Raw genomic sequence first — 23688 nt, forward strand, 5'->3', positions numbered from 1 at the left:
TGCCGACGGTGCGAAAAATCGAGAGTCGTAAATCGACCGCATCTTGCATACCGACAAAAATATGGAAGGAGACATGAAAAAAACGATCGCTATCCGCACGCCACTGTTAAGTGTTGCCGTCCTCAGCTGCTTCGCCGGTGCGGCACATGCAGCGGATACCTCGCAGACTGCAGAGGGCGCGGCTCAGCCGGCGCAGGTTGCCCAGACGGACAGCAAGGCATCCAGCGCCACGCCGATTCCGGCCGCCGCGCCCCTGACGCTGTCTCAGGCCAGCACCGTGACCGCGCCGCTCTCGCCGCCGCCGGGACTGTACACCCCGCCGACTTCGTGGAACGACACGTATATCGGCTATCGCGTCGGCACCAATTTTTACTACCCCGGCGTGCGAACCGAAGCCGGCGCACCCGCCAAAATCACGCAGAACATCGGCTATCTGACGACCACGGGCGGCTTCAAGTTCGGCAGTTACGCGTTCAACGTGGATTACCTCGTCTCCAGCATGGCGAATCCCGAAGCGGGTCCGACCAATCAATACGGCTATCCCACGCCGGGTTCGGGCGGCGCGCAGGAACTCTACAGCGTCGGCCGCGTCTCGTTCAGCGCAGGCAAGATTTTCGGCAGACCGTTTTCCTATGGCTTCATGCGGGACTTCGGCCTGACGGTCGGCTATGAATTCGGCACCAAGAACGATGCCTTTGCCCAACGGGCCCGCATGGTGGTTGTCGGGCCCACCATCGACCTTGCCATACCCAACGGGTTCTGGAATATCACGCTCGGCGTTCGCACCGAGAGCAATCACGATGGCATCACGAACGTGGAGGTGCATTTCAACCCCGCCGTGCACCTCGAGAGTTCCTGGCTCTATAACTTCCGTATCGGTCCTGTTCCTCTGGTCTTCAAGGGTTTCGCAAGCGTCACCGGGCCGAAGGGGAAGGATGGCGCCGGAGTCGAGACCACAACGGAGTTCCTGACCCGCGCGTATCTGCTGGCTGACGTCGGATCGTTCGCCGGCCATCCGCGCACGGCGTACATGGGTCTTGGCTACGAATACTGGCACAACATGTACGGCACGCCGGCTTCCGAACAACCGGGCACGACTCAGACATCCGTCCCGATGTTCGTGGCCGAAATCCACTTCTGACCGGGGATGACGGTCGTCGGCAACCGTAGTGCGGGTTGCCGATGGCCGCGGATACCGAATCCGCGTTGCCTCGCGACTATCCGCCGAGCGCAATGATCGCCATCGTCAGCACGACCCCAAGCAGCGTCATGGCGAAGCCCGCTCTCATCGCGCCCGCGCCGGTGTAGCGTCCTAGCGCAAAACCGGCGGTGAACAGCATCGCGAGCGTGAGGATGCGTGAGATGACGAGCGCCGCCGTGTGATCCCTCACGAGGATAAAGGGCAGGGCAACGGGGAACGTCGATACGACGACGAGCAGAAAAACGCCCAGTGCCCCAAGAAAGTCATCGCGCCTGAACTGCGCGCGAGGTGGCAGCGTAGGCGCCGCGGCGAGGCGCGCGCGAATCAACTCGAGTTCTTCGTCGTCGACGAGCGGCTCCAGCGCCTTCGGCAACGCGCCGCGCAATGCCCGCACGGCTGCGGCGCGGTCCGGTTCGCGCTTGACGGTCAGGGCGAGTGTCAGGCGCTGTCCGCGATCCGCGAGCGTGCGAACAAGATACATCACGGCGTCGGCGAGGCCCCAGGCGAGATTGCATCCGAGGGCGGCGAGGAACAGTTTGCGGCCGGCGTCCTCGCCCGCTGTGACCGCCTTGACGGCTCCGACGAACGTCAACGCCATGAACAGGCCAAAGCACAGTTCGGTCACGCGATCGACCGTATTGAGGATGGGCTCGCGCTTTTCGGCTGCGGCTTGCCGTGTCGGGGTAGTGGTGTTCATACGGCCTCGTGCGAGAGGGGATGCGCGGTCATCGCGTTCCGTGTCCGGGATGGCTACTGGCAGACGATACGCCATTGCGCGACATGGCATGCTCCACCTCCCACCACGCGGCGAGCGCCTGTTCGAGATTGAGAAACATGCGCTCATGTCCAAGCACGCTGCCAAGCGGTGCCTTCTCGACGACGGCAAAGACTTCCGGATTGAGGCCGACGACCCAGACTTCGATCCCGCTCTCGCGACATTTCCTCTCGGCCTCGGTCAGCATCTTCAATGCTGTGTACTCCACATCGAATACCGCCCGCATATCGAGCGCGACGACCCTGGGGCGTGCCTGGGCGAGGAGCGGCACGATCTTGTGCACGATATTGGCGGCGTTGAGAAAGAAAATTCGCCCCTCGGGCCGCAGGAGCAGCAGTCCGGGAAAGTCCTCGTCGTTTGGATGCTCGTCCGATATCGGCCGGAATACGTTCGTGCCTGGCTTGCGTCGCAGCACGTGCACGGGGGGATCGGATACCTGATGGGCGAGTGCGACGAGCGAAACGACGATGGCGATCAGAATGCCTTGCAGCGTGCCGAGCAGCACGACGCCCACCAGCGCCACGACCGCCCAGACAAACTCGGTACGCCGGATGGCGAGGATCGCGCGAAAGTCCGCCGGGTTGAGCAGGCCGATCGAATAGACGATCACCACGGCAGCGAGCGTGGCATGGGGCATGAGACCGATGACGGGCGCGAGCAGCACCATGGTGCCGAGCGTCACGGCGGCGGTGGCGAGTTCGGCCAGTTGCGAATGCGCACCTGCCAGCCGGTTGACGGCCGTCTGGGTCGTTCCGCCGCCCGCGGGCATCGAGCCGAACAGGGCGCCCACCGCGTTGCCGAGGCCCGTCGCCAGCAGTTCGCGGTTCGGCAGCGGAACGGGTTCCCCGCTGAGCGCGAATGCGCGCCCTGAAGCAATCGTTTCGGTAAAACTCATCAAGGCAATGCCCACCGCCGCCGGCCAGAGCGCGTCGATCAGCGACAGATCCGGCATCACGAACGACGGCAACCCGGTCGGGATCTGGCCGACGATCTCCACGCCGTACCGCTGCACGCCAGCGAAAGCGACGCACGCAATCCCGAGCGCCACCGCAATGAGCGGGGCCGGGGACTTCGGATACCAGTGTTCGAGCGCGACCAGCACGGCGATCGTCAGGGCGCCCATCGCAACCGTCGCCATCGACGCATGGGGAAGCCCTGCGGCGAGCGCGGACACGTTATGAAAGAAAGACCCTTTCACGACGTGAATGCCAATCAGTTTTGGCAGTTGATCGAGCACGATGACGATGGCGATGCCGGCCTTGAAACCCGTCAGCACGGGCTCGGAAATGAAGTTCGCGACAAACCCCAGCCTGAGCAAGGCAGCGAGAACGAGGATGAGGCCGACGAGCAGCGTGAGCGTAGCGGTCGCGACGAGCAGTTGGGTGGTGTTGCCATCCGGTGCGACCTGACCGAGCGCGGCCGCGCTCAGGATGGCCAGCGTCGCGCTGGTGCTGACGCTCAGTGGCCTCGACGTGCCAAAGAGCGCGTAGATCACCATCGGCACGAACGCCGTGTAGAGCCCGGCCTCGACGGGCAGTCCGGCGACGGTCGCGTAAGCCATCGCTTTGGGCAACACGACAGCCGCTGCCGTGACGCCCGCGACGACGTCGGGTTTGATCCACGATGTCGGGTAGTCGCGTACCCATTCGAGAACGGGAAGACGAAAGCCGGATTTGCGGTGCGACGCGGACTGATCGCGCATGATGCTGTGGCCTCCAGGAACGGGAACACTACCGACGCACGCCTACGTCGAATGTCTCACCGCTGCCTTCCTGTGGGCTACTGCATTCAACATGCTGAAGCGGAAATTTGACCAATCCCATGTTGCGGATCAATCGTCAATCGGACTTTGGTCCTACTGCGCCAGGCGCGCCCGAGCTGCGCTCCGCAAGCGCGCGTACTTCCTGCGCGACGACCGCGAAGCCGCGCCCCTGACTGCCGGCGCGCGCCGCGCCGTCGTGCCGATCACGCGGGCAGCGGCGTTGGGCGTACCGCCGCATTCGCCGCGATGTCGGCGATTGCGCCGGCGCTGACGGCGCGGCTGTACAGGAAACCTTGGGCATGCATGCAGCCGTTCTGCAGCAGGAAATCGCGATGGCCGCTGGTCTCGACGCCTTCCGCGATCAGTTCGAAATTGAGCGCCTTCGCCACGGCGATGACGGCGAGCGTGATCGCTTCCGTTTCCGTGTCCTGGCCAATCTCGCGCACGAATTCGCGGTCGATCTTGAGGCGATCGACTCGAAAGCGCTTGAGATACCCGAGGCTCGAATAACCCGTGCCGAAATCGTCGATGGCGACGCGCACGCCCATCTCCCGCAAAGCGGCCAACGTGCGCGCGGCGAGATCGGGCGTGCGCATGAGCGCGCCCTCGGTCACTTCGAGTTCGAGCAGCGCTGGCGGCAAACCCGAGTCGCACAGCGCCTGCCTGACCTGGCCCATCAGGTCGCCATGCTCGAACTGCAAGGGCGAGACGTTGACGGAGACGCGTATTGGCCGCGCCGGGTCGAGATTCCAGCGCACCGCTTCCCGGCATGCCTCGCGCAGCACCCATTCGCCGATGCCGCGAATCAGGCCGGTTTCCTCGGCGACCGGGATGAACACCGCCGGCGACACGCTGCCGAGTTCCGCGTCGGTCCATCGCAGAAGCGCCTCGGCGCCGATCATCGCGCCCGACGCCATATCGATTTGCGGCTGATACAGCACGCTCAACCCGCCGTTGCGGAACGCCTGGCGCAGGCGCGTCGAAATGCGCAAGCGCGAGGTCGCGGCTTCGCTCAATTCCGGGCGATAGAACTGGTACTGATTGCGGCCGTTCTGCTTGGCCAGATACATCGCGGCGTCGGCATTGCGCACCAGCGCGTCGGCATCGTCGCCGTCGGCGGGGTAGAGGCTGATGCCGATGCTGGCCTCGATGAAGAGTTCGTGGCCCGCGACCTGGATCGGTTCCGTCATCGCGGCGAGCAGTGCGTCGAGCAGCGGTTCGAGCAACGGGGCTGCGCCGTCGGCGATGACCATGAATTCGTCGCCGCCATAGCGCGCCACCGTCCCGCGCTCGCTGACGACGCGCTCGATGCGCCGCGCGATCTGGGCCAGCAGCGCGTCGCCGACGCGGTGGCCGAGCGAGTCGTTGACCTCCTTGAAATTGTCGAGATCGAGGAAGATCATCGCGAGCGTCTTGCCCGCCCGGCCCGCCTGTTGCAGCTCGCGGGTCACGCGCTCGTCGAAATACTTGCGGTTCGTGAGGCCGGTGAGCGCGTCGTATTCGGCCCGGTGCCTGAGTTCGGCCTGGGCAGCGAGTTGCGCCGTGACGTCCTCCATCACGCAAAGGGTCGCGCTGCGGCCGTCGAAATCCGTTTGCAGCTGGAATACATTCATCGAGCGCAGCTCGCCGCTTTTCGTTCTGTGTTCCCAGATGGCCGTGCCGTCGTCCCGGGCGCGCGCGTGCGCGAACGATGCGCCATGCAGCGCGGTCTTGTTCATGCGCAGGTCGGCAAGCGTCAGCGCGAGCATCTCGCTCGCGCGATAGCCCAGGGCGCGCGCCGCCATGTCGTTGACGGCGACGAGCCGCATGGACGCGTCGTCGACAATCCAGATCGGCAGCGGGTTGAGCTGAAAGAGGCGCTTATACTTCTTGCGGTTGACGTCCGCCGTCTGGAGCGCTTTGCGCAACGATTTCGTGATACGCGCGTTGCGGCGCAGAAAGGCCAGCAGCAGGAGCGCCGCCGCCAGTCCCGAACCGAGCAGGAGCGCCGAGGCCATTTGCGAATCACGCGACGCCCGGCTGACCGACCGGTCGAGGTGCGCGTCTTCGTCCATGCGGATCTCGCCGATCTTCTGCATCGTCTGGAAAAAGCGCGCGTCGAGTTCGCCCAGCGACGGCGTATCCATCGTCACGCTGCCCGGCTTGAGCATGGAGTACGTCGCGAGCCGGTTGCTCAGGGCGCCCAGATGGCGAATCATGTCCTTCAACTCGTCGAGCAGGGCGATGCAGCGCTCGCGGCCTTCGCAGGTCCGCTGCGCCGCGTTGGCGTTGTCGATGAGCGCCGGAAGCGGATAAATGTAGGCGGCGCGCCGATAGAACGGCCGCGTGCCGATGACCGTGTAGAGCTGCTCATGCTCGTCGAGAAGCGCGCTCTGCAGTTCGTCGAGATCCCGCTTGGCCGATTCGACTGCACGCTGCTGCGCGAGCGCATATCGCTGCTCATGAGACTGCCGCAGGGCGATGACGGTATTCAGGGCGATGGCCGACAGGATCGCAATCAGTGCCAGCGGCGCGACCAGCCGTGTTTTTTGCGTGCTCCATGCGTGCAGCACGCGCCATGGCCCGATGGGCGCCGGCCTCGCGGCCGGATTTCGTGCGCCATCCCCCATCTTGCTGTCCCCACGCTGCATATTCGTCACCCCGCGCCCACAATCAATGCAATTGACATATCGACAAAGATCCGCGCAACTTGAGGGCAGGCAATCGCTATTTCGCCAGGGCGAATTGGGGGCGCGTGAAGAGCGGCCAGACTGTTCAGGCGCTTAATTGTGCGCAGTCACGTTAAAATCCCGACGCTCAATAAAAATGAAACGTTGAAAACAGGTGCCATGCGTATGCGAAGTGGACTGGATATGCGTCGGGAGGTCCGTACGCCGCTGTTGTTCGCCCCGCTGCTTCTGAACAGGGACGGCAAGGCTCTCGCACAGGTCGCTGACCTTAGCTCGCGCGGGGCGCTCCTGCACGCGCGCAACGGACTGCTCTTCCGGGGAGAGACGGTCTTGGGGTGGCTGCAGTCGGCGCCGATCGACGACGAAGACGACATCGTCCTCGCCGTCGCGCTCGATGTTCGCTGGATCTCCGAGGATCAGGAAAGAGGATGGAGCCGCGTGGGTTGCGAGATGCACCCGCTGGATCAGCGCTCGATGGCCCGTCTGCAAGACCTCATCGCGAAGGCCGCGCCCTAGCCGTTCAACAAGTCACGCCCAGACGCTAAAGTTTGTGTGCCGGCCGCCGAAAATCCCAGCATGGCGCACGAACAACCCAAACCACCGCAAGACGATCCGATCTGGGCAGAAGCACGGGCGCTGGAATCCAGCATCCGCGCGATCAGACGGGCACAGGGAAAGCGGAATCCCGAAGACTGTGTGCCGGGCAGCCCGGAATCTCTCGCGATCATGGAAGCGTTCGTGCGCGATGTCGGACGCGTGCTCGCGCTCGATATGCTCGAGCGCGGAAAGGGCAATGACATCGATCTGAACGGGGCGAGTTCGGCTGGTTAGACGATTCGCACAATAAATGATAAACGTTATCATCAGGATTCCAGATTGACATCGCGAATGGATTAATCGGTCGAAAGAGATCGCTGCATTCACAACGTCATGGAATAGCCGCGCTGCCCTGATACAACCTGTTACATTGAGTCAAACGCACGTCCCTCAAGCCTCCCGCGCTCCTGTGGAAGACAACCGAAAGTAATCTTTCACGGCATTTTCTCATTCCGCGACTTATCTCCTCTAGGGCGCTTTCGCGCCCAATTCATAATTCATATCAAGAGGTGAAGAATGAACGCGTTCGGAAAATGGTTTGGAGTCAGGGCAATCGTCAGTGCGAGCGTGCTGGCGTTTGCGAGCATGGCCGCGACAGCGCAGGATCAGGATGGCGATCACAACCAGCGATACACGCACGTTTTGCTGATCAGTGTGGACGGGATGCACGAGGCCGACCTGGAAAACTACATCAAGACACACCCGCAATCCACCTTCGCGAAGCTCGTCAAACACGGTGTCGAGTACACCCACGCATCGACATCCAGGCCTTCCGACTCGTATCCCGGCCTCCTCGCATTCGCAACCGGCGGCAGCCCGCTGAGCCACGGCGTCTTCTATGACGACACCTACGACGCGACCCTGTACCCGCCGGGCAGCAATTGCACGGGCACGCCCGGCACGGAGGTGACCAACTTCGAAGCGCTCGACTGGGATCTCACCCAGCTCGACGGCGGATCGCCGCCCGCGGGAGCCACGTACGACCCGCGCAATCCGCACATCAATCCCGCGAAGCTCCCGCTGCGCAAGACGGCCGGCGGCGCCTGCGTGCAGGTCTGGCCGCATCTGTATCTCAAGAACGGCACGAACACGATCTTCGAGATCATTCATCAGGCCGGCATGCGCACCGCGTGGTCGGACAAGCACCCGGCCTACGAGATCGTGAACGGGCCTTCGGGGCTGGGCCTCGACGAACTCTACGCGCCCGAGATCAACTCGACCTCTCTGCAAGCCAATGGCTTTCCGGGTGCGCCCGCGACCGACGACTGGACCGCCGACCCGATATATACCCAGGCTTATGACGGCTTCAAGGTCAAGGTCGTATTGAACTGGATTCATGGGCTCGATCAGACCGGGACGAAGCAGGTGGGCGTACCCGCGATCTTCGGCATGAACTTTCAGGCGGTGAGCGTCGGACAGAAGGTCACGTCCGCGATGGAAGGCACGACCACGACGCGTGGCGGCTATCTCGATGCAGCCGGGACGCCGACACTGCCGCTCGAGCAGTCGCTCGACTTCGTCGATGCCTCGCTGGGCCAGATGTACGATGCGCTCAAAGCGGGCCATCTCCTGCATTCGACGCTGTTCATCGTCGGCGGTAAACACGGCCAGTCGCCGATCGACCTCAAGAAGCTTCACATGCTGAGCGGTTCGAAGAACGCGTATGCCACCGCCGATGTGAGCGATGTCGCCACCGTGCTCGGCAATGGCGGCGTGCCGGTTGCCCAGGAAACGGCCGACGACGTGTCGCTCATCTGGCTCAAGAACCACGGCGATACGGCAAAGGCGGTCTCGATCCTTGGCGCCGACGAGGCGAGCGGCAATTCCACTCACATCCAGACGCTCTACCACGACGCAGCGCTGAAGGCGATCTGGGGCGATCCTGCCCAGGGCCGTGTCCCCGATCTCATCATTCAGCCGATACCCGGGACGATCTACAGCAAGAGCGCGGCGAAGCTGGCCGAACACGGCGGACTCTACACGGACGATACGAACACGCTGCTGGTGGTCTCCAATCCGAAGCTGCAGAAGAATGTCGTCAATACGCCGGTGACCAACATGCAGGTGGCGCCGACCATCCTGAAGGTGCTCGGTCTCGACCCGCACAAGCTGGTAGCCGTTCAGCGTGAAGGCACCCAGGTCCTTCCGGGCCTGCAGACCACGGGGGACGACGACTCGGGCGGCAATTCACAGCAGTAGCCGCAGCGTGCGCCGACGGTCCCTTTTGGCTTGGGGCCGTCGGCGTGTCGTGAAGATGCGCGTCCGCCGCCGCAACGTTCACGACTGCACGGGTGTGAAGCCGTCGGGACTCCAGTCCTCGCTGCCCACGCCGTGATGGACGTAAAAGAACCCTTCCGGATCGTAGCGATCCTTGATCGTTTTTAGCCGTGCGTAGTTGACGCCCCAAAACGCTTCGCGCCAATCGCTGCGAAAAAAATCGGTCTCCGAAATATAGGAGCCGCTTGCTGGCGATAGCGCCTTGAGAATGGTCGCGGCCTTGGCTATGTTCGCGGCGTTGCGATGTGCCTGCGCCATGTCAGGCGCGGGGATGGGCAGGCCCGGAAAGGGCGGCGGGCCGCCTGTGGCGACGATCATCAGACCGAAGGCGTCGGCGACTTTCGGATTGGTGGCACACTGGCGCGCCTGTTCGTTCACCTCCGGCGGCGCGCCCGCGAGTCCCTTGTTGAAATGCAGTTCGACGGCCTGAAACTGGGCCGCCGCCACGAAGGCGTCAACGAGCCGGCCGCGTTGCGCCGGTTCGAGAAGGGCCGCGGGCAGCCATTGCGACTCGTAGGCGTGCAGGAAGGCTGAAGCCTGTTCGCCATCGCCTTGCCACCAGCCATGGTTGTGCGCGGCGCCCGTGCGTGGGTCTGCCACGAGTCCCGGGTTGGCTTCGACGTCCCACCAGCGGCGCGCAGGGCCGGCGCCGACGCGAGGTCCCTCGGTGAGGGTGAAATCGCCCGGCGAGGCCCGCACCCAATCGATGAAGGACGCCCAGACCGACTTGACCTGATGGTCGTCGAGGCCATGGCACACCATCGCCACCTCGATCTCGTCGCTGTGAAAGATGAAGCGCTCGCCCCATGCAGGGTTGAACAGATGTTCTGCATAGTGATCGACCAGTCGCGCAGCGAGCCGCCGATAAGCCTCCGGCGATGAAGTCTTGACCTTGAACCTGGCCCAGCCGAAGCTCGCGGGCAGGTCATGGGTCTGTAGCGTGAGCCTCGTCACCACACCGAAACTGCCGCCGCCGCCCCCTTTGAGCGCCCAGAAAAGATCGGGCTCCTGGCATGCGTTGACCGTGCGGACAATGCCGTCGGCGGTGACGATCTCCGCCTGGAGCAGACTCGCGGCTGCGAGTCCGTAGCGCTTCGAGTAGGAGCCGAAGCCGCCGCCCAGAACGAGGCCGGCAACGCCCACGGTCGTACAGCCGCCGCCCTGGACGTAGCGTCCGGCCTGCGTCGTGACGGCGGTATAGACGTCGATCCACATGCAGCCTGCCTCCACCGTCACGGCCGGCTGTGGCGGCGTCGGGCAGCCGGCCGGCACGAACGCGTCATGGAGTTCGATGCGGTTCATCCCGCGCGTCCAGATCAGCAGGGAATCCGGCGCGTTCGAGCCGCCAAGGTAACTGTGGCCGCCGCCTTTCACCACGAGGCGCAAGTTGTGTTGGCGCACGAAATTGACGCCCGCGACAACGTCCGCGGTCGAGCGGGCCGCCACTGCGTAGGCGCTTGCGTGCGCCGTCCATGCATCGAGCCAGCCGGAGATCTGGGTGGCGCCAGGATCGTCGCCGAGCGCGAACGGATTGCGCGCTTCCTTGATTCTTGCCAGGCACGCTGGCGCGTGGGGCGCTTGTGCGCAGGTTTGCCAGATCGTGGTGGGTTGCAGCAAATTTCCGCCGACCGCCTGGCTCAACGCTTCCCATTCCGAAGCTTTCGGCCACGCGGGATCGCTGGGCCGGATGCGGCCCGCACGAGCCGCAGCGGGCAGCGCGCCGGCGAAACTCGAGGTGGCGGTGAGGTACGGCAAAGCGACAACCCCCTTTAGCAGGCAGCGTCGTTTCATGACGGCTGTTCTCCTCGCGATGGGTGAACCGGAATGGGCAAGCTGGGTAAAACGATTAGCTCTCCCAAATGTGATGCAATGCTGCCCGCGCGCGTGGGCGGGCGCGCAGGCATCCGGGGGCCGCCTTCGCCTCGCCTGGCAGTGGTTGCGTGTCCGGGAAACGGTCCTCGGCTGACGACATCGGGTGCTTGCGCCTCCAGTGTCCGCGATTGCTTACGGCCCTGCCTCCACGGGGAGCGCAGAGGGGTCGGGGGTGCTTTTCATGATATCAGCAATGCTGCGTGCCTCAGGGGTACGCAGCATGTCGCGGGTCGAGGCGCCTTTTTTTTGCGTCTCGCTGTCGTCCTGGATCGGTCCCGACGTGCCGTTATTGTTGGTCAGAGTTGAAGTCGGCGCCGTTGCAATCCCGACGATCTAGGCGTCCCGTTTCGCGTCGTTCGCCGCGGTGCGTCCCGGCACGCGCCCGAGCACCCATCGCCCAAGCAGCGCAAGTGGCAATACGCCCAGCAGCCGGTGCGCCGCCCACGCCGCGAGCGCGCCGTTCACGGCAATGGCCAGCGATGCCGCCGCCGCCGCGCCGACGCTGCCGCCAGGCGGCGAGAGCACGGCGAGGCCCACGAGCAGCATGGCGACCGAGTAGAGGTTGATTCGGTACAGCACGGCAGTGTGCGCGGTCATGCCCAGCAGTTCGGGCATGGCCGTAAAGCATGCCGCGGCGATCTGGCCGAGCGCGAGCACGCGCAGCGCGGCCGCGCCGCCGCCGAAGCCCGGCCCGAACAAGCGCAGCAGGTGTTCGGGAAAGAGCAGCATGCACAGCGCGGCGGGCAACGCGAGGCACAGCACGAGGCCCGCCGCCTGGGCCGCGCTTTTGTCGAGCCCGTGCTGGTCGTTGCGCGCGAAAAGGCTCGCGAACTTCGGCGCGGCCATGCCGGTCACGCCGCTGATCAGCAGATTGATGACGAGCGCGAGCCGCCATGCCAGCGCGAAGAGCCCGGTCTCGCGTGACGAGGCGACGATGCCGAGCACGATGGCGGGCGCCGAGGTGATCAGGAGCTTCGTGAATTCCAGTGTGAAGAGCGGCAAACCCGACTTGAGCAAGCGCGGCGGTTCGGCTCGCGCTTGTGCACCGGCGGTCACGCCGGCAAGAAAACGCTTGAGCAGAAACGCGCCGGTCAGCGCGGTGAGCGTGAAGCTGGCGGCGATCAGCATGAGCGTGCTGGCGACGCTCATGCCGCGCGTCATGCCGAGCGGGATGGCGACGGCGCAGAAGATCGCGGGCCAGAGCCAGGAATAGATCATCTGGCTGCAGCCCACGCGCTGGAGTCCGGCAAGCGCCCCCGCCATTGCCGCACCGAGATTTTGCGGGATGAACGAGAGCGCGCCGAGCGCGAGCGGCCAGGCGAGTTCGGGCTTCTTCAGCACGTCGTGCGCGAAGGCGAACGCGCCCGCGCCAAGCGCAATCGACATGGCCGTGGAGGCGAGCAGCACCAGCCACAGCGCGCGGCGGATGGCCGGCCGCACGGCGCGCGCCTCGCCCGCCGCGAGGTCCATCGCGATCTGCCGCGTGAGCGCCTGGTCGATGCCGAGACGCCCGAAGCCCGCGAGCGCCACCATTGTGCTGAACACGATATAAAAGTCGCCCGTCTGCACCACGCCCAGCATGGCGGCGATCAGCAAATGGAAACCGTAGCGGCTCGGCAGGTCGAGCAGGCGCACGCCGAGGCTCACGAGCGAGCCCCGGATCATCGAGCCGTCGTTCTGGCGCGCGGGCATTTGCGCTTCGCGTGCTTCAGTCATGCTGTGCCTGGGCGCCGCGCAGTACGAACAGCGTCACGCTCTGCGCGGGCAGGCTCGCGCGCAGCGTGCTGTCCTGGTAGCGCGCGTCGGGCATGCGAAACAGCTGGTTGTTCGCGAGCCGCCAGGTTTCGGCCACGCCGCTGGCCGCGAAATGATCGAGCGTGATGGCGGCGTCGGCGGGGCGGTCCAGCTGCTTGTTGATGACCACGAGCGTCAGCGCGTGGTCGCGTTCGCGCAAGGCGGCGAACGCGGAAACGGTGTCCGGGTCGGGCGCGCTCGCGGCAACGCTGGTCGCGCCGAACGCCGCGCCGTTGCCGTCGTAGTTGCGGTAGAGCCTGAATGCCTTGTACACCGGCATCGAAGGATCGAGCGTGCCCCAGCGCGTGGCGATGTCCAGCCCCTCGCGGCCGAAAATGCCGAGCACGTCGGCCTGGGCCGTCGCGCCGTTCATCAGCGTGTCGCCGCCCCAGTTGTATTCCGTGATGCCGATGGGCGTGCCCGGGTAGTAGTACGTATCGACCCAGCGGCGCATCAGCGGGATCAGCGCCACGACGCTGTTGATCCACGTGGGGTCTTTGTAGTTCGGGTCCCACAGGTCGCGCGTGGAGCGGTTGCGCATGAGCGCGACGGCCTGCGAGTTCGTCACGCCAGCTTCGGCATATTCGCCGCCCTGCGGGTAGAAGTGCAGGCTGAACACGTCGACCGGATGGCCCGCCGCTTTCCATTGCGTGAGGAGCCACGGCACGTACGGCATGCCCTGGGTTTCGCCTGTGCGGTCGGGCGTGTGATCGAGGCCGTGGTCCGCGGCGTACTGCTGGTCGAAGCCGCTGTAGAAATAGCCCTGCCAGCCCCATTCTTCCGGGGCGACGATCTGCGCGTGCGGGTCCGCCGCCTTCACGGCGCGCGAATAGGCGATCACCTTGCTGGCGATTTCGCTCGCATGCGCGCCCGTGGGATGCACGTCGCGGTGAATCAGCTGCCAAAGGCTCGGCTCGTTGTCGAGCGCGTAGTAACGCACGCCGCCGCCACTTGCGCCGCCGAATTGCTTGACCAGATCCGCGACGCGCGCCTGCTCGTTTTGCGGGTCGTCGGGCGTCGAGGCGTCGTTCGCGTCGTTGCCGGCGATCGGCTTGTCGCCGGGCGCCAGGCCGTTGCCGGCGTCGGCGTGGCCGTTCACGTCGTGATTCGGCTGCGCGCCGTATTTGGCGATCGAGAAGCTCGCGAGCGTCTCGCGCGCCGGCCCGAGTTTCGCCACCCGGCCGAGCATCGGAATGGTCACGATGGGCGTGGCGGCCGCCGCCTGGGTGAGCGCGACGAAGCGCTCGCCGAACTGGTCGTTGATATCGGCGGGATTGACGGCGAGGCTCTCGAAATACCAGTCCTTGCCCGCGTTGCGTGCGTCGATGCGCCAGTTATAGGCCGAGGCGCTGTTGCCGCCGGAGCGGTTGACCGGCGCGCGCAGGTCTTGCAGGACGGCCGTCGTGCCGAAGTTGATGCCGTAAATCAGCGGGCTGATGGGGTGCCGGCCGGCGGCGGCGTCCACCGAGATGGCCACCGGCAAGGGCGTGCCCGAGGTCGCGTCGGTGCAGGCCGCCGCGCCCGACATGAGCAGCGCGCCGACCAGCAGCGTATGCAGATTGGGGCGCTTGATGCGCTTAAAGCGAGGCATGGTGAACCTGCAGATCGGCATGGTCGTCGTGTTCGCTGTCCAGCTCGCCCACGCGCCAGACGTACGCGAAGATTGCGAGAATGACCGCGGTCTCGCCCGGCGTGAGGGTAGGCGGGTAGAAGAATGAAATGAGCAGGACGTAGACGAGATAGTCGAACAGCGCGCCGAGAAAATCGTCATCGACCTTCTTGCGCAGGCGCCGGTAGAACACGATGCCGCGCAGCTGGAAGAACAGGATGATGAGCGCGCCGATCAGGCCGTACTCGAACACGATGCCGAGCCACGTAATGTCGGCGAGGAAGAAGAAGTGGTGAAAGTAGTCGATCAGGTTGTCCTTGCTGGTCGAGCTGATCGTGCCCACCCCGAAGAGCCAGCGCATCGGTTCGCTGCCGAGGAACTTCGTGGCGAGCAGGATGGTGATGCGGCGCGTGTCGAAGCCCGTGCTCGCGTCGGTGCTGAAGGTCGTGGCGAGGTAGCCCGCCGAGAACATGGCGGCGAGCGCGACGGGCGCGGCGAGCAGCAGCAGAACGCGCGTGCGCATGCGCGACCAGGCAAAGGTGTTGATGACGAGCACGCCCATGATGCCGATGACCATGGCGCGCGTCTTGACGATCAGCAGCGTGACCGCGAACGCGACGACCACGCCGAACAGATAGCCCGCATGCTTTTCGAAAAAGGCGCGCCGGTAGCAGAAGAACAGCAGGATGAGCGGGAAATACATCGACATGCGGATGCGATGGCCGCGGCTGTCGCTGCTGAAAAAGGGCGACTGGCCGATCACATACGACTCCTGGTACCAGTCGGAGGGCACCACGGCCCAGAGCACGATCAGCACCGCGAGAATGACGACGCCCAGCACCACGAAACCGCGCTCCAGCTCGCCGAGCGTGGGCTTGAGCGTGAGGAGCAGCGCGAGAAACGAGAAGAAGTACAGGACGGGCAGCAGTTTCACCTGCGCCGTGATGCTCGTGAAAAAACCCTCGTGGAAATAGAACACGGCGGCGAAGCTCGGCACCAGCAAGAGCCACGCGAAGCTGATGAGGATTTGCCGCGTCATGGGAAAACGCGGTTCGCCGCCCAGACGCAGCACGCCGGGCAGCGAAATGACCGGCAGCGCTTTCGAGAGCGCCCAGAGCGGCACGAGCGTGCTCAGGTAGTGGAAGGTCTGCCCAAAGAGCGGCAAGAGCGCGAGCAGCCACCACGTGACCCGCCACCTGGCGGGCTCGCTCGAAAAGACCGGGGCAAGCCCGGTGGTCGTGGTGGCGGTTTCCATTGCAGTTGATTCGTTTGCCCGGTCGTGGAAAACCACCGGGCGGTCGAGGCTCGCTGAGCAGGCTTAGTAAGTCGCGGGGTTGTTCGAGATCGTGTAGTCGAAGCCCCGCTGGAACGGAATGACCTTGTCGATGTACTGATCGACCCACTGGTCGACTTCGGCGATCGAGGACTTCGGCACGAAGATCGTGTCGGTGGCCTGCAGGATGACGTCCTGCGTTGGGTCGCCGCGATGCGTGAGCGCGTCGATATCGATCGTGCGCAGCATCGGGCGGCCATCGGGGCTGCGGCGAATCAGGACGACTTCGTTGGTGCGCGCCGTGTCGAGCAAGCCCTGCGCGGCGGCGATGGCCTGCAGCACGCTCATGCCCGTGTGCAGCGCGATTTCGCCGGGGCGCGCGACCTGGCCGGCCACATAGATTTTGGCGGCCGACTGCACGATGGAGACCGAAGCGTGCGCGTTCTTCGCCATGCCGTTGGCGGCGAGCGCCTTGTTGATGGCGTCGCCGAGCTGGGCGACCGAGAGGCCCGCCGCCGGGATCGTGCCCGCGAACGGCATCGTCAGGCCGCCGTCCGGCGCGACCGAACCGCGAAAGTTCAGCTCGGCATTGAAGGGCATGACGACCGAAAGGTCGTCGCCGGGTTCGATGCGATAGACGCCGGGCGTGGCTTGCGACCACGCGGCGAACTGCGCGCGCTGCTGGAATTGCGGTTCCACCCAGGTCTGGGTGCAGGCGGTAAGCGTCAGCAGCCCGAGGACGCAGGCTGGTCGGAGTATGTTCATCGGGCGCGTGGGTGAAGCGGTGGCTTGCGGTTCCTGATCTCTTGTCAAGTAACGGCAGGAATTGCCGTTAATGAAGGGTGGAACTCACACGATTTTTTCGCGGATGTCAGTTTAACGCGACATCCTGGATGTTTTCTTACGTATTATATGCGCCGTCGAATCTTCACTGTTGGCCCGGAACCGCACCTGTATGGTTATTACTACTAGAACAAGGCCTGAAAGGAAGGCGGCTGTTGTCGAACTGACGGTCCGGGATTATCTCAACACCTTTTTCTATTATCGCAAGATTGCAACAGCGGTATTTCTTGCCGTTGTGGCGATCGGCGTGGCGGTCGCGCTGCTGGTGCCCATGCCTTACCGGGCGCAGTCGACGCTGCTCGTACTCCTTGCAGGATATTACGACCAGTCGAACAACCCGAATGGCTCCGCCGCGGTGCAGCCCGCCATTGGCCAGCTCGACGGCGTCGAAGCGCAAATCCTCAGCAGCCCGGAACTGCACCGCGACGTCGTGATTGCGAAACTGGGGCCGAACGCAAGCGAACACGAAATCGACAGCCATTTGCAGGAATTCGAGCATCGGCTGCATATCGAGCAGAACGATCTCGCGAGCACCATCAACCTCACGTATTACGACGCCGATCCCAAGGAAGCGGCCGACGCGCTCTCGCGTCTGCTCGACACGTACTTCCGCCGGCGCGCGACGATTTTCACGTCGGGCCGCGTCGATTTCCTGACCGGCCAGCGCGACGAAGTCGCAAGGCAACTGAAAAAAGCCGATGCCGACCTGCTCGCGTTCCAGAAAACGCACGGCATCGTCAATATCGACGACCAGACCTCGCGCGCCGTGCTGCTCGAAAGCCAGCTGGTTCAGCAAAAGCTCGACAACGAAACGTCGCTCGCGCAGCATCGCGGCGAACTGAAGTCGGAGCAGGCGTCGTCGAAGGGGGTGAAGGCGACGATTCCGATTTTCACCGACGACTCCGAAGCCGCTCACGCGCTCGACACGATGCAGCTCTCGCTGATGCAGCTCGAAGCGCGCCGCGCCGACTTCGCCTCGCGCTACATGGATAGCTCGCCGTTCGTGCAGCAGCTCGATCAGCAGATCGCCGACATGCACGCGAGCATCGCGCGGCGCAAGGCGCAAATGGCCACCGCCACGCGCTACGGCCACAACGATTACTACGACGTGGTGCAAGGGCGGCTGGCCGCGCTCAATGCCGGCATCGCGGGCGAAACCGCACGCCAGCAGACGCTCGAGGATCAGATCAAGGACACGCGCGCGAAGCTGCGCAGCTTGAGCGATATCTCCAGCCAGATGCGCCAGCTGCAGGCAACGCGTGACATTCTGGCCGACAGCTTCAAGGACCGTTCGCGCCAGGTGGAGCTTGCGAAGATCCAGCAGGGGCAGGTGAGCCAGGTGAACAGCACGAACGTGCGCGTGATCCAGGCGCCGTTCCCGCCTTCGCAGCGCAGCGTGTCGGCCAGCCTCATCATTTCGGCGAGCGTGGCGGCGGGGCTCCTGATTTCCGCGCTCGTCGTGCTCGTCATGGCAAGCCTGCGCGAGACCTTCCTGAGTCCGGAGCAGGCGGAGCGCTCGCTGCTGCTGCCGGTGCTGAACGCGCCGGTGCTGCTCGGTGGCGGCGCGCGCCGCCCCGGCGCCGCGGGGGCTTCCGCCGACGCGGTCAAGGCGGCCAGCCGGCCCGCGCATATGGCGTATGGCCGCATGATCGCGGCCATCAACGCGAGCACGGACTCGCCCGCCAAGGTCGTCATGGCGCTTTCGTTCGGCAAGAACGACGGGCTGCTTTCGGTGATTCGCGGCCTCGCCGTCGAACTGGAGCACCGCACGACCAAGCCGGTCCTCATTCTCGACATGGCCTCCAGCGCCGACGCGCCGCTTTATGGCCCGCCGAACGCGCAGGGCCTGCTGACCTGGTCGGGGCATAGCGGGCAGAGCCGTGCGGCGAGCGCGGCGCCCACGGAGATCGCGGCGTCGAGCGGCCTCGTGTTCGAGAGCGTCGAGCGGCACAACATCGTCGTCGCGCGGCCGGAAAGCGGCACGTTCCCGACTTCGTGGCAGCAGACCACGACCCTGTTCGACGCGCTGCGCGAGACGCACGACTACATCGTCGTGCATGCGCCGCCCGCTAGCCAGTCGTTCGCCGGCATTGAGAACGCGGCGCTGGCGGACGCAACGGTCATGGCGGTACGCGCAGAGGTTTCGCGCAAGCCCGTGGTCCTCGGCCTGAAAACGCAGCTCCTCGACGCGGGCGGCAGGCTGATCGGCATCGCGCTGACGCATCGGCGCGGCTACATCCCGAACTTCATTTATCGATTCTTCTAACATTCGGGACCTGACTGCCATGCACCAGATCAGCGCCATCCTGCCGGTCAAAACGCGGGGACGGCACTACGCCGACAACATTGGCCGTTGCGACATCCTCTTCTCGTCGCTGCGTCACTTCACGACGCCCAAAACGTTTCACCGTTTCGTGATCGTCGTGCCGCACGAGGAACTCGAAGAAGTCAAAGGCTACGCGAAGGCGTGGTCCGATTTCCCCATCGAAGTGGTCGACGAATCGCTGTACATGGGCATTTTTGCGGAGTTCTCGCAGCGTCACCAGATCCGCAACTGGCACCGGCAGCAAATCATCAAGCTGAATGCGCCCGAGTGGATCGAGACTGAGTATTTCCTCGTGCTCGACCCGGACTGCTTCGCCACGCATCGCTTCAGCGCGGATACGCTGATTCTCGACGGCCGTGCGCTCACGCACGTGCAGCCGCGCACGGTGGAGCCGTATTACTGGGAGGCTTCGGCGAAGCTGCTGAATATCGATCCGCAACTCACGCGCGACGGCATCTGGTGGACGCCGGCGATTTTGTCGCGCACGCTGTGCCTGAGCCTGCAACAGCGCCTCGCGGCGCTACACGGCACCGACTGGCGGCGCGTGCTGCTCGCCAACTACGCGCTCGACTGGACCGAATACACGCTTTACTGGCTCAACGCGGAAAACGAAGGGCTGCTGGAGCAGTACCACACGGGCCCGAAACCGGGCCAGCGCGCGCTGCACGCCGACGAAAGCGTATGGTTTGCCGACAAGATGGAAGGCTGGAGCGAGGCCCGCCATCTCGCGCCGGAAAGCGACGGCATGTTCGCCGTGGTCCAGAGCAACACGAACATCTCGCCGCAGCGCGTGATGGAAAAGCTTGCGCCGTATTTCCCGATCACGCTGCAGCCCTACGAGCGCCATATCGACCCCGCGCTCAAGGGCGCCGAGCTTTATTCGGCCGTGGCGCGCCGCGGTCTCAAGCTGTTGAACAAGCTGCGCGGTTAAGCGGGCCGTTGCGCCTGCAACGAGTCTGCAACGACGCCGGGCGCCGCGTTCACCGCCCCGGTTGCAGCTGGCCCCAGCTCACGAGGATGGCCTGAATGCTGCGCGCGTAGGCATCGCGCTCGTGCGGCGACTCCGAGTGGTACGCGCCAATGGCGCGCCACGTGTTGCCGTATCGCACCATCTTTTGCTTGAGCAGCCAGGCGGCCACAAAGATATTCACGCACGGGTCCGTGAGGGCGCCGTGCGGAATGCCCTCGCGCGAAAGCTCCGAAAAGTGGATCGAGTTGATCTGCGCTTGCCCGACGTCGATCGAGCCGTTCGCATTGTGATTGATGGCCGCCGCGTCGCCTTTCGATTCGCGCCACGCCACCGCGCGCAGCACGAGCGGATTCACGCCCTGGTAGGCACCGGCCTTTTCGAAGCATGCGTCGGCGGGCGGCGCGGCATGTGCGGCCGTTGCGCCGAGCGCCGCGAGGCTTATGAGCGCGACCCACGCGCGCATGACTCGCGATCCGAACTGGCGCAGGGCGTTGGTCTTCTGCTGCATGGGTCGAAGCTCCGGGTTGGGCGTCACTGCGCGACGTCACTGCGCGAGAGCGGAATCGAGTTGCTGCTCGATGTCCTTGAGATAGGCGCGCGAAGTGTCGGAGACGACGAGGCGCGGCGTGGGCATGGCGCAGTGGCAATCGCGCTGACGCGTCTTCTTCTTGCTGTGCGAGGACGAATGCGGCGCGGGAACCTCGTCGTCGTCGCCGGTGGCGGGCGGCAGCATGGCGAGTGTGGGCAGCGGCGGATAAACCTTGTCGGCGGCGGGCGTGGCGGCAGTGGCAACGATGGTGGCAGTGGCCGGCGCGCCGGCGGCGGGTTGGGCCGCCCAGGCGGCGCTGCAAAAGCCGAGTGCGGCGGCGAGAACGATCGGACGCATCGTGTCAGCTCCCCGCATGCCACGGCTCGATCGAGACGCTGTACGTCTGGTTCGCGCCGGCCGTCAGGTTTTCGAGCGTGGGCTTGGGCCCTTGCGCGGGCACGCCCCGCCAGATGGCCTGATTGATGTACTTGAAGTCCTGGCCGAGCGCCGTCACGCGGATCACGGTGGGCTGCTTCTGCGCGGCGGCGAGCGCGCCCGCCTTGGCGAGCACCGCGCTCAGTTGCGGGTCGTGCGCGCCCAGCGCATCGGCGGGAATGTCGAATTTCATGATGACGTTCGACACGGCGGGCTTCCCGGTCTGTGCCGTGGTGGGCGGCTGCAGTTGCGCGCAGCCTGTCACAACCATTATGGCAAGTAAAAGCAAAACGCGCGTCACGGCCGGGTCTCCAAAAATTCGTGGCGATGTACGCGTTTTCGGCCTCGCGCGCGCGGACTTGATACCCGGGCGGCAAACGTTTGCCAAAAAGAAAGACTTCGCTCGCGCAATGCCGCTTCCCGGAAGGTTGCTCGCGCGCGATCGTGTGTTCGGGCAGGGAACTGCCTCCCTGATCTTGAGGGGAAATGCGCCGCGCATGCGGCGAATAGATATGAAGAATGACGGACGGCAGCGCGGCACCGGCCCAGGTGCCGCGCGCCGGCGCTCGTTAATTGAGCTTGCCGAGCACCGCCGTGAACTCATCCTTGCTCAAGGCGCGCAGCGTTTGCGTGCGGATATTGCCGAGCGACCCGAGCGCGAGGCCGAACGCCATGAAGCTTTGCTCGTCGGGCGCGTCGATGACCGTGACGATGTCGTATTTCCCGAGCGTCCAGTAGATCTGCTTCATTTCACAGCCGAAAGTTTTGGCGAGTTCCGCTGCCTGACCGGCCCGTTGCGCGCTGTTCTTGACAGCGCGGATACCCTGGTCGGTGAACTGCGCGAGCACCACATAAGTCGACATGACGATTCCCCTTACGATGACATCGAAACGTTGATTACTGGCTCCCCTCGGCCGACCCTTCGGGCCGGATGTTCTGGTTGTGGCGGAAAAGATTGTGCGGGTCGTAACGCGTCTTGACGGCGACGAGACGGCTCATGTTCGGACCATAGGCCGCCTCGACGCGCGTGCGTTCGTCGTCGGTGAGGAAGTTCACGTAGACGCTGCCGAGCGCATAGGGCGCGGAAGCCTCGAAGAAGCCGCGCGCCCAGGCGACGCAGCGCTCGTCGTCGGCGGGATCGGTCCAGCGGCCGTGCACGTTCATGACGTAGAGCGCGTCGCGATTCGGATAGGCCATCGCATCGGGCGCGACGCGCAGCGTCGCGCCGCCGATTTGCCCGAAGAATATTTCGCACTCGGGCGAGGGCAGCGTGGCGATGGCGTCGATCAGCGTGTCGATGAGACCGTCGGGCAATGTGTCCAGATTGTGCGATTTCCAGTAGTTGCGCGCGCCCGGCGTGAGGAGCGGATCGAATGCCTGCTGCCACGCGGCGTAGGGCATTGGCCCGAGATGTTCGCCACAAGGCTTGCCGAAGCGCCGCACCGCGTCCACCGCGTTCGGCCCGTTTTCCGGCGGCCCCGAATAGCAGATCGCGAACACGATGACCGGCTTGCCGTGCACCTCGGGCGGCAGGAAAGGCAGCGGCGGTGCGAGACGCGACACGCTCCACACGGTCAGGTCTTCGGGCATCGCATTGACCGCCTCGCGATATAGCGTCAGCGCTTCTTTCGCGGCGTCGAACGGCAGCACGACCAGGCCGCCGTAGATCTCGGGGCCGACAGGGTGAAGCGCGAATTCGAACATCGTCACCACGCCGAAGTTGCCGCCGCCGCCGCGTAGCGCCCAGAAGAGGTCGGTGTTTTCTTCGGCGCTCGCGCGCAGCAGATTGCCGTCGGCGGTCACGACGTCGGCGGCGACGAGGTTGTCGACCGACATGCCGAAGCGCCGGCTCAGCCAGCCGAAGCCGCCGCCGAGCGTGAGACCCGCCACGCCCGTCGTCGAATTGATGCCAAGCGGCGTGGCGAGGCCGAACGCCTGCGCTTCGTGGTCGAAGTCGTGCAGCGTGGCGCCTGGCTCCACATACGCGCGGCGCGTGGCGGGCTCGACTCTGACCGACTTCATCAGCGAGAGATCGATCACGATGCCGCCGTCGCATAGCGCGCTGCCCGCGATATTGTGGCCGCCGCCGCGCACGGCGAGCGGCAGCCCGGATTCACGCGCGAGCGCCACCGCCTGGCGCACGTCGGCGCAACCCCGGCAGCGCACGATGAGCGCGGGACGGCGCTCGATCATCGCGTTCCAGATTTGCCGGGCTTCTTCGTAGGCCGCGTCGCCGGGTTGCAGGGCTTCGCCGCGCAGCGCGCTTTTCAGCGTGGCGATGGATTCGCTCGACAGGCTTGACATGGCACACCTCTCAATTCAACGGATCGGACAAACGCGCGCCAACAGCCGGGCGGGCGTTTTCATGGACTGAACGGAACTGCGGGCGACCGCTTCAATTGTCGAATCAATGCGGCTTACGCACGCGCGTGACGCGGCGTGCGTCCGGTCGGGAAAGCGGCAAGGAAGGGCTTTCGCAAAGGGCGGCGGGGGCCGCCTCTGGCCGGACCGCGAGGGACCGGGCGGCGAGCGCTCTGTGACCGTCTGGATCGTACCCAGGCAGCCAGCGAGCCTCGCAGATTCATTAGATAACCTAAATTATGCAGATTGATAAAAAACGTGCAGTTAATTCAGATTATTGTCGCGTCTGGATTCGCTTTAATAGTTTAGCAAGCGCAATGCAGGGATTCTATAATTTTCACGCACGCGCGGGCTGCGTGCGTGCGTGCTTTTACCCGCCCAGCGAGAGGTTCCAC

The 23688-nt window shown here is 64.8% G+C and carries 19 protein-coding genes and 1 pseudogene; 6 read left to right on the top strand and 14 right to left on the bottom strand.

Translation table 11 applies throughout. The features are described 5' to 3' along the window. Nucleotides 1–73 precede the first annotated feature (73 nt). Nucleotides 74–1141: a RodZ family helix-turn-helix domain-containing protein gene (locus tag A3CW_RS47435; RefSeq protein WP_245623727.1), complete on the top strand. Its 1068-nt coding sequence runs from the start codon at nucleotides 74–76 to the stop codon at nucleotides 1139–1141. Nucleotides 1142–1217: 76 nt separating this feature from the next. Here A3CW_RS47435 and A3CW_RS0124155 read toward each other — a convergent pair whose 3' ends face one another. From A3CW_RS0124155 to A3CW_RS50305, 4 genes and pseudogenes are all read right to left on the bottom strand, one after another. Then, nucleotides 1218–1898: a VIT1/CCC1 transporter family protein gene (locus A3CW_RS0124155; RefSeq protein ID WP_028205859.1), complete on the bottom strand. Its 681-nt coding sequence runs from the start codon at nucleotides 1896–1898 to the stop codon at nucleotides 1218–1220. A 28-nt stretch (nucleotides 1899–1926) separates the two neighbouring features. Next, nucleotides 1927–3678: a SulP family inorganic anion transporter gene (locus A3CW_RS47440; protein WP_051481679.1), complete on the bottom strand. Its 1752-nt coding sequence runs from the start codon at nucleotides 3676–3678 to the stop codon at nucleotides 1927–1929. A 172-nt stretch (nucleotides 3679–3850) separates the two neighbouring features. Next, nucleotides 3851–3928, bottom strand: a pseudogene (locus A3CW_RS51175) (methyl-accepting chemotaxis protein); the annotation flags it as partial. 13 nt (nucleotides 3929–3941) lie between these two features. After that, nucleotides 3942–6368 (bottom strand): putative bifunctional diguanylate cyclase/phosphodiesterase, encoded by a 2427-nt coding sequence (locus A3CW_RS50305; protein ID WP_081771784.1) that lies wholly within the window; start codon nucleotides 6366–6368, stop codon nucleotides 3942–3944. Nucleotides 6369–6506: 138 nt separating this feature from the next. On the opposite strand from A3CW_RS50305, the gene A3CW_RS0124170 reads away from it, so the two are divergent. From A3CW_RS0124170 to A3CW_RS47450, 3 genes are all read left to right on the top strand, one after another. Continuing rightward, complete coding sequence (locus A3CW_RS0124170) at nucleotides 6507–6923, top strand: PilZ domain-containing protein (RefSeq protein WP_154678018.1); 417 nt, start codon at nucleotides 6507–6509, stop codon at nucleotides 6921–6923. Between the two features lie 60 nt (nucleotides 6924–6983). Continuing rightward, the gene (locus A3CW_RS52485) at nucleotides 6984–7238 is read left to right on the top strand and encodes a hypothetical protein (protein WP_211254081.1); all 255 of its coding nucleotides are present in this window, start codon (nucleotides 6984–6986) and stop codon (nucleotides 7236–7238) included. Nucleotides 7239–7520: 282 nt separating this feature from the next. Continuing rightward, nucleotides 7521–9203: an alkaline phosphatase family protein gene (locus A3CW_RS47450; RefSeq protein ID WP_051481681.1), complete on the top strand. Its 1683-nt coding sequence runs from the start codon at nucleotides 7521–7523 to the stop codon at nucleotides 9201–9203. A 78-nt stretch (nucleotides 9204–9281) separates the two neighbouring features. Here A3CW_RS47450 and A3CW_RS0124185 read toward each other — a convergent pair whose 3' ends face one another. The 5 genes from A3CW_RS0124185 to A3CW_RS0124205 form a co-directional block, all read right to left on the bottom strand. Beyond that, nucleotides 9282–11072 carry an FAD-dependent oxidoreductase gene (locus tag A3CW_RS0124185; protein WP_028205861.1) on the bottom strand — a complete coding sequence of 597 codons (1791 nt, stop codon included), beginning with the start codon at nucleotides 11070–11072 and terminating at the stop codon, nucleotides 9282–9284. 414 nt (nucleotides 11073–11486) lie between these two features. After that, nucleotides 11487–12869 (bottom strand): lipopolysaccharide biosynthesis protein, encoded by a 1383-nt coding sequence (locus tag A3CW_RS47455; protein ID WP_245623728.1) that lies wholly within the window; start codon nucleotides 12867–12869, stop codon nucleotides 11487–11489. After that, a complete protein-coding gene (locus A3CW_RS0124195) occupies nucleotides 12862–14538 on the bottom strand; it encodes a glycoside hydrolase family 44 protein (protein WP_035513767.1) in 1677 nt (558 codons plus the stop codon). Before A3CW_RS0124195 ends, A3CW_RS47455 begins: the two co-directional genes overlap by 8 nt. Next, entirely contained in the window at nucleotides 14525–15811 is a 1287-nt protein-coding gene (locus A3CW_RS47460) for a hypothetical protein (RefSeq protein WP_051481682.1), read from the bottom strand. Before A3CW_RS47460 ends, A3CW_RS0124195 begins: the two co-directional genes overlap by 14 nt. Nucleotides 15812–15874: 63 nt before the next feature. Beyond that, entirely contained in the window at nucleotides 15875–16594 is a 720-nt protein-coding gene (locus A3CW_RS0124205; RefSeq protein WP_028205863.1) for a polysaccharide biosynthesis/export family protein, read from the bottom strand. Nucleotides 16595–16919: 325 nt separating this feature from the next. Between A3CW_RS0124205 and A3CW_RS0124210 the strand changes: the two genes are divergently transcribed. Together A3CW_RS0124210 and A3CW_RS0124215 are read left to right on the top strand one after the other, a co-directional pair. Continuing rightward, nucleotides 16920–18938, top strand: coding sequence for a GumC family protein (locus A3CW_RS0124210; RefSeq protein WP_161782952.1), 2019 nt, complete (start codon nucleotides 16920–16922; stop codon nucleotides 18936–18938). 19 nt (nucleotides 18939–18957) lie between these two features. After that, nucleotides 18958–19929, top strand: a complete 972-nt coding sequence (locus A3CW_RS0124215) for a DUF6492 family protein (protein WP_028205865.1) — start codon at nucleotides 18958–18960, stop codon at nucleotides 19927–19929. 49 nt (nucleotides 19930–19978) lie between these two features. On the opposite strand, the gene A3CW_RS0124220 is transcribed toward A3CW_RS0124215, so the two are convergent. The 5 genes from A3CW_RS0124220 to A3CW_RS0124240 all read right to left on the bottom strand — a co-directional run bounded on the left by A3CW_RS0124220 (nucleotide 19979) and on the right by A3CW_RS0124240 (nucleotide 23236). Further along, on the bottom strand, nucleotides 19979–20431 hold the full coding sequence (locus tag A3CW_RS0124220) for a lytic transglycosylase domain-containing protein (protein WP_051481688.1): 453 nt from the start codon (nucleotides 20429–20431) through the stop codon (nucleotides 19979–19981). Between the two features lie 81 nt (nucleotides 20432–20512). Continuing rightward, nucleotides 20513–20854, bottom strand: a complete 342-nt coding sequence (locus tag A3CW_RS0124225; protein WP_028205867.1) for a hypothetical protein — start codon at nucleotides 20852–20854, stop codon at nucleotides 20513–20515. A gap of 4 nt (nucleotides 20855–20858) precedes the next feature. Then, nucleotides 20859–21203, bottom strand: coding sequence for a hypothetical protein (locus A3CW_RS0124230; protein ID WP_211254082.1), 345 nt, complete (start codon nucleotides 21201–21203; stop codon nucleotides 20859–20861). A gap of 298 nt (nucleotides 21204–21501) precedes the next feature. Further along, on the bottom strand, nucleotides 21502–21795 hold the full coding sequence (locus A3CW_RS0124235) for a GYD domain-containing protein (RefSeq protein ID WP_028205869.1): 294 nt from the start codon (nucleotides 21793–21795) through the stop codon (nucleotides 21502–21504). Nucleotides 21796–21829: 34 nt separating this feature from the next. Next, entirely contained in the window at nucleotides 21830–23236 is a 1407-nt protein-coding gene (locus A3CW_RS0124240) for an FAD-binding oxidoreductase (RefSeq protein WP_028205870.1), read from the bottom strand. Between the last annotated feature and the right edge of the window lie 452 nt (nucleotides 23237–23688).

The sequence above is a fragment of the Paraburkholderia nodosa DSM 21604 genome, from assembly GCF_000519185.1.
GTDB lineage: Bacteria > Pseudomonadota > Gammaproteobacteria > Burkholderiales > Burkholderiaceae > Paraburkholderia > Paraburkholderia nodosa.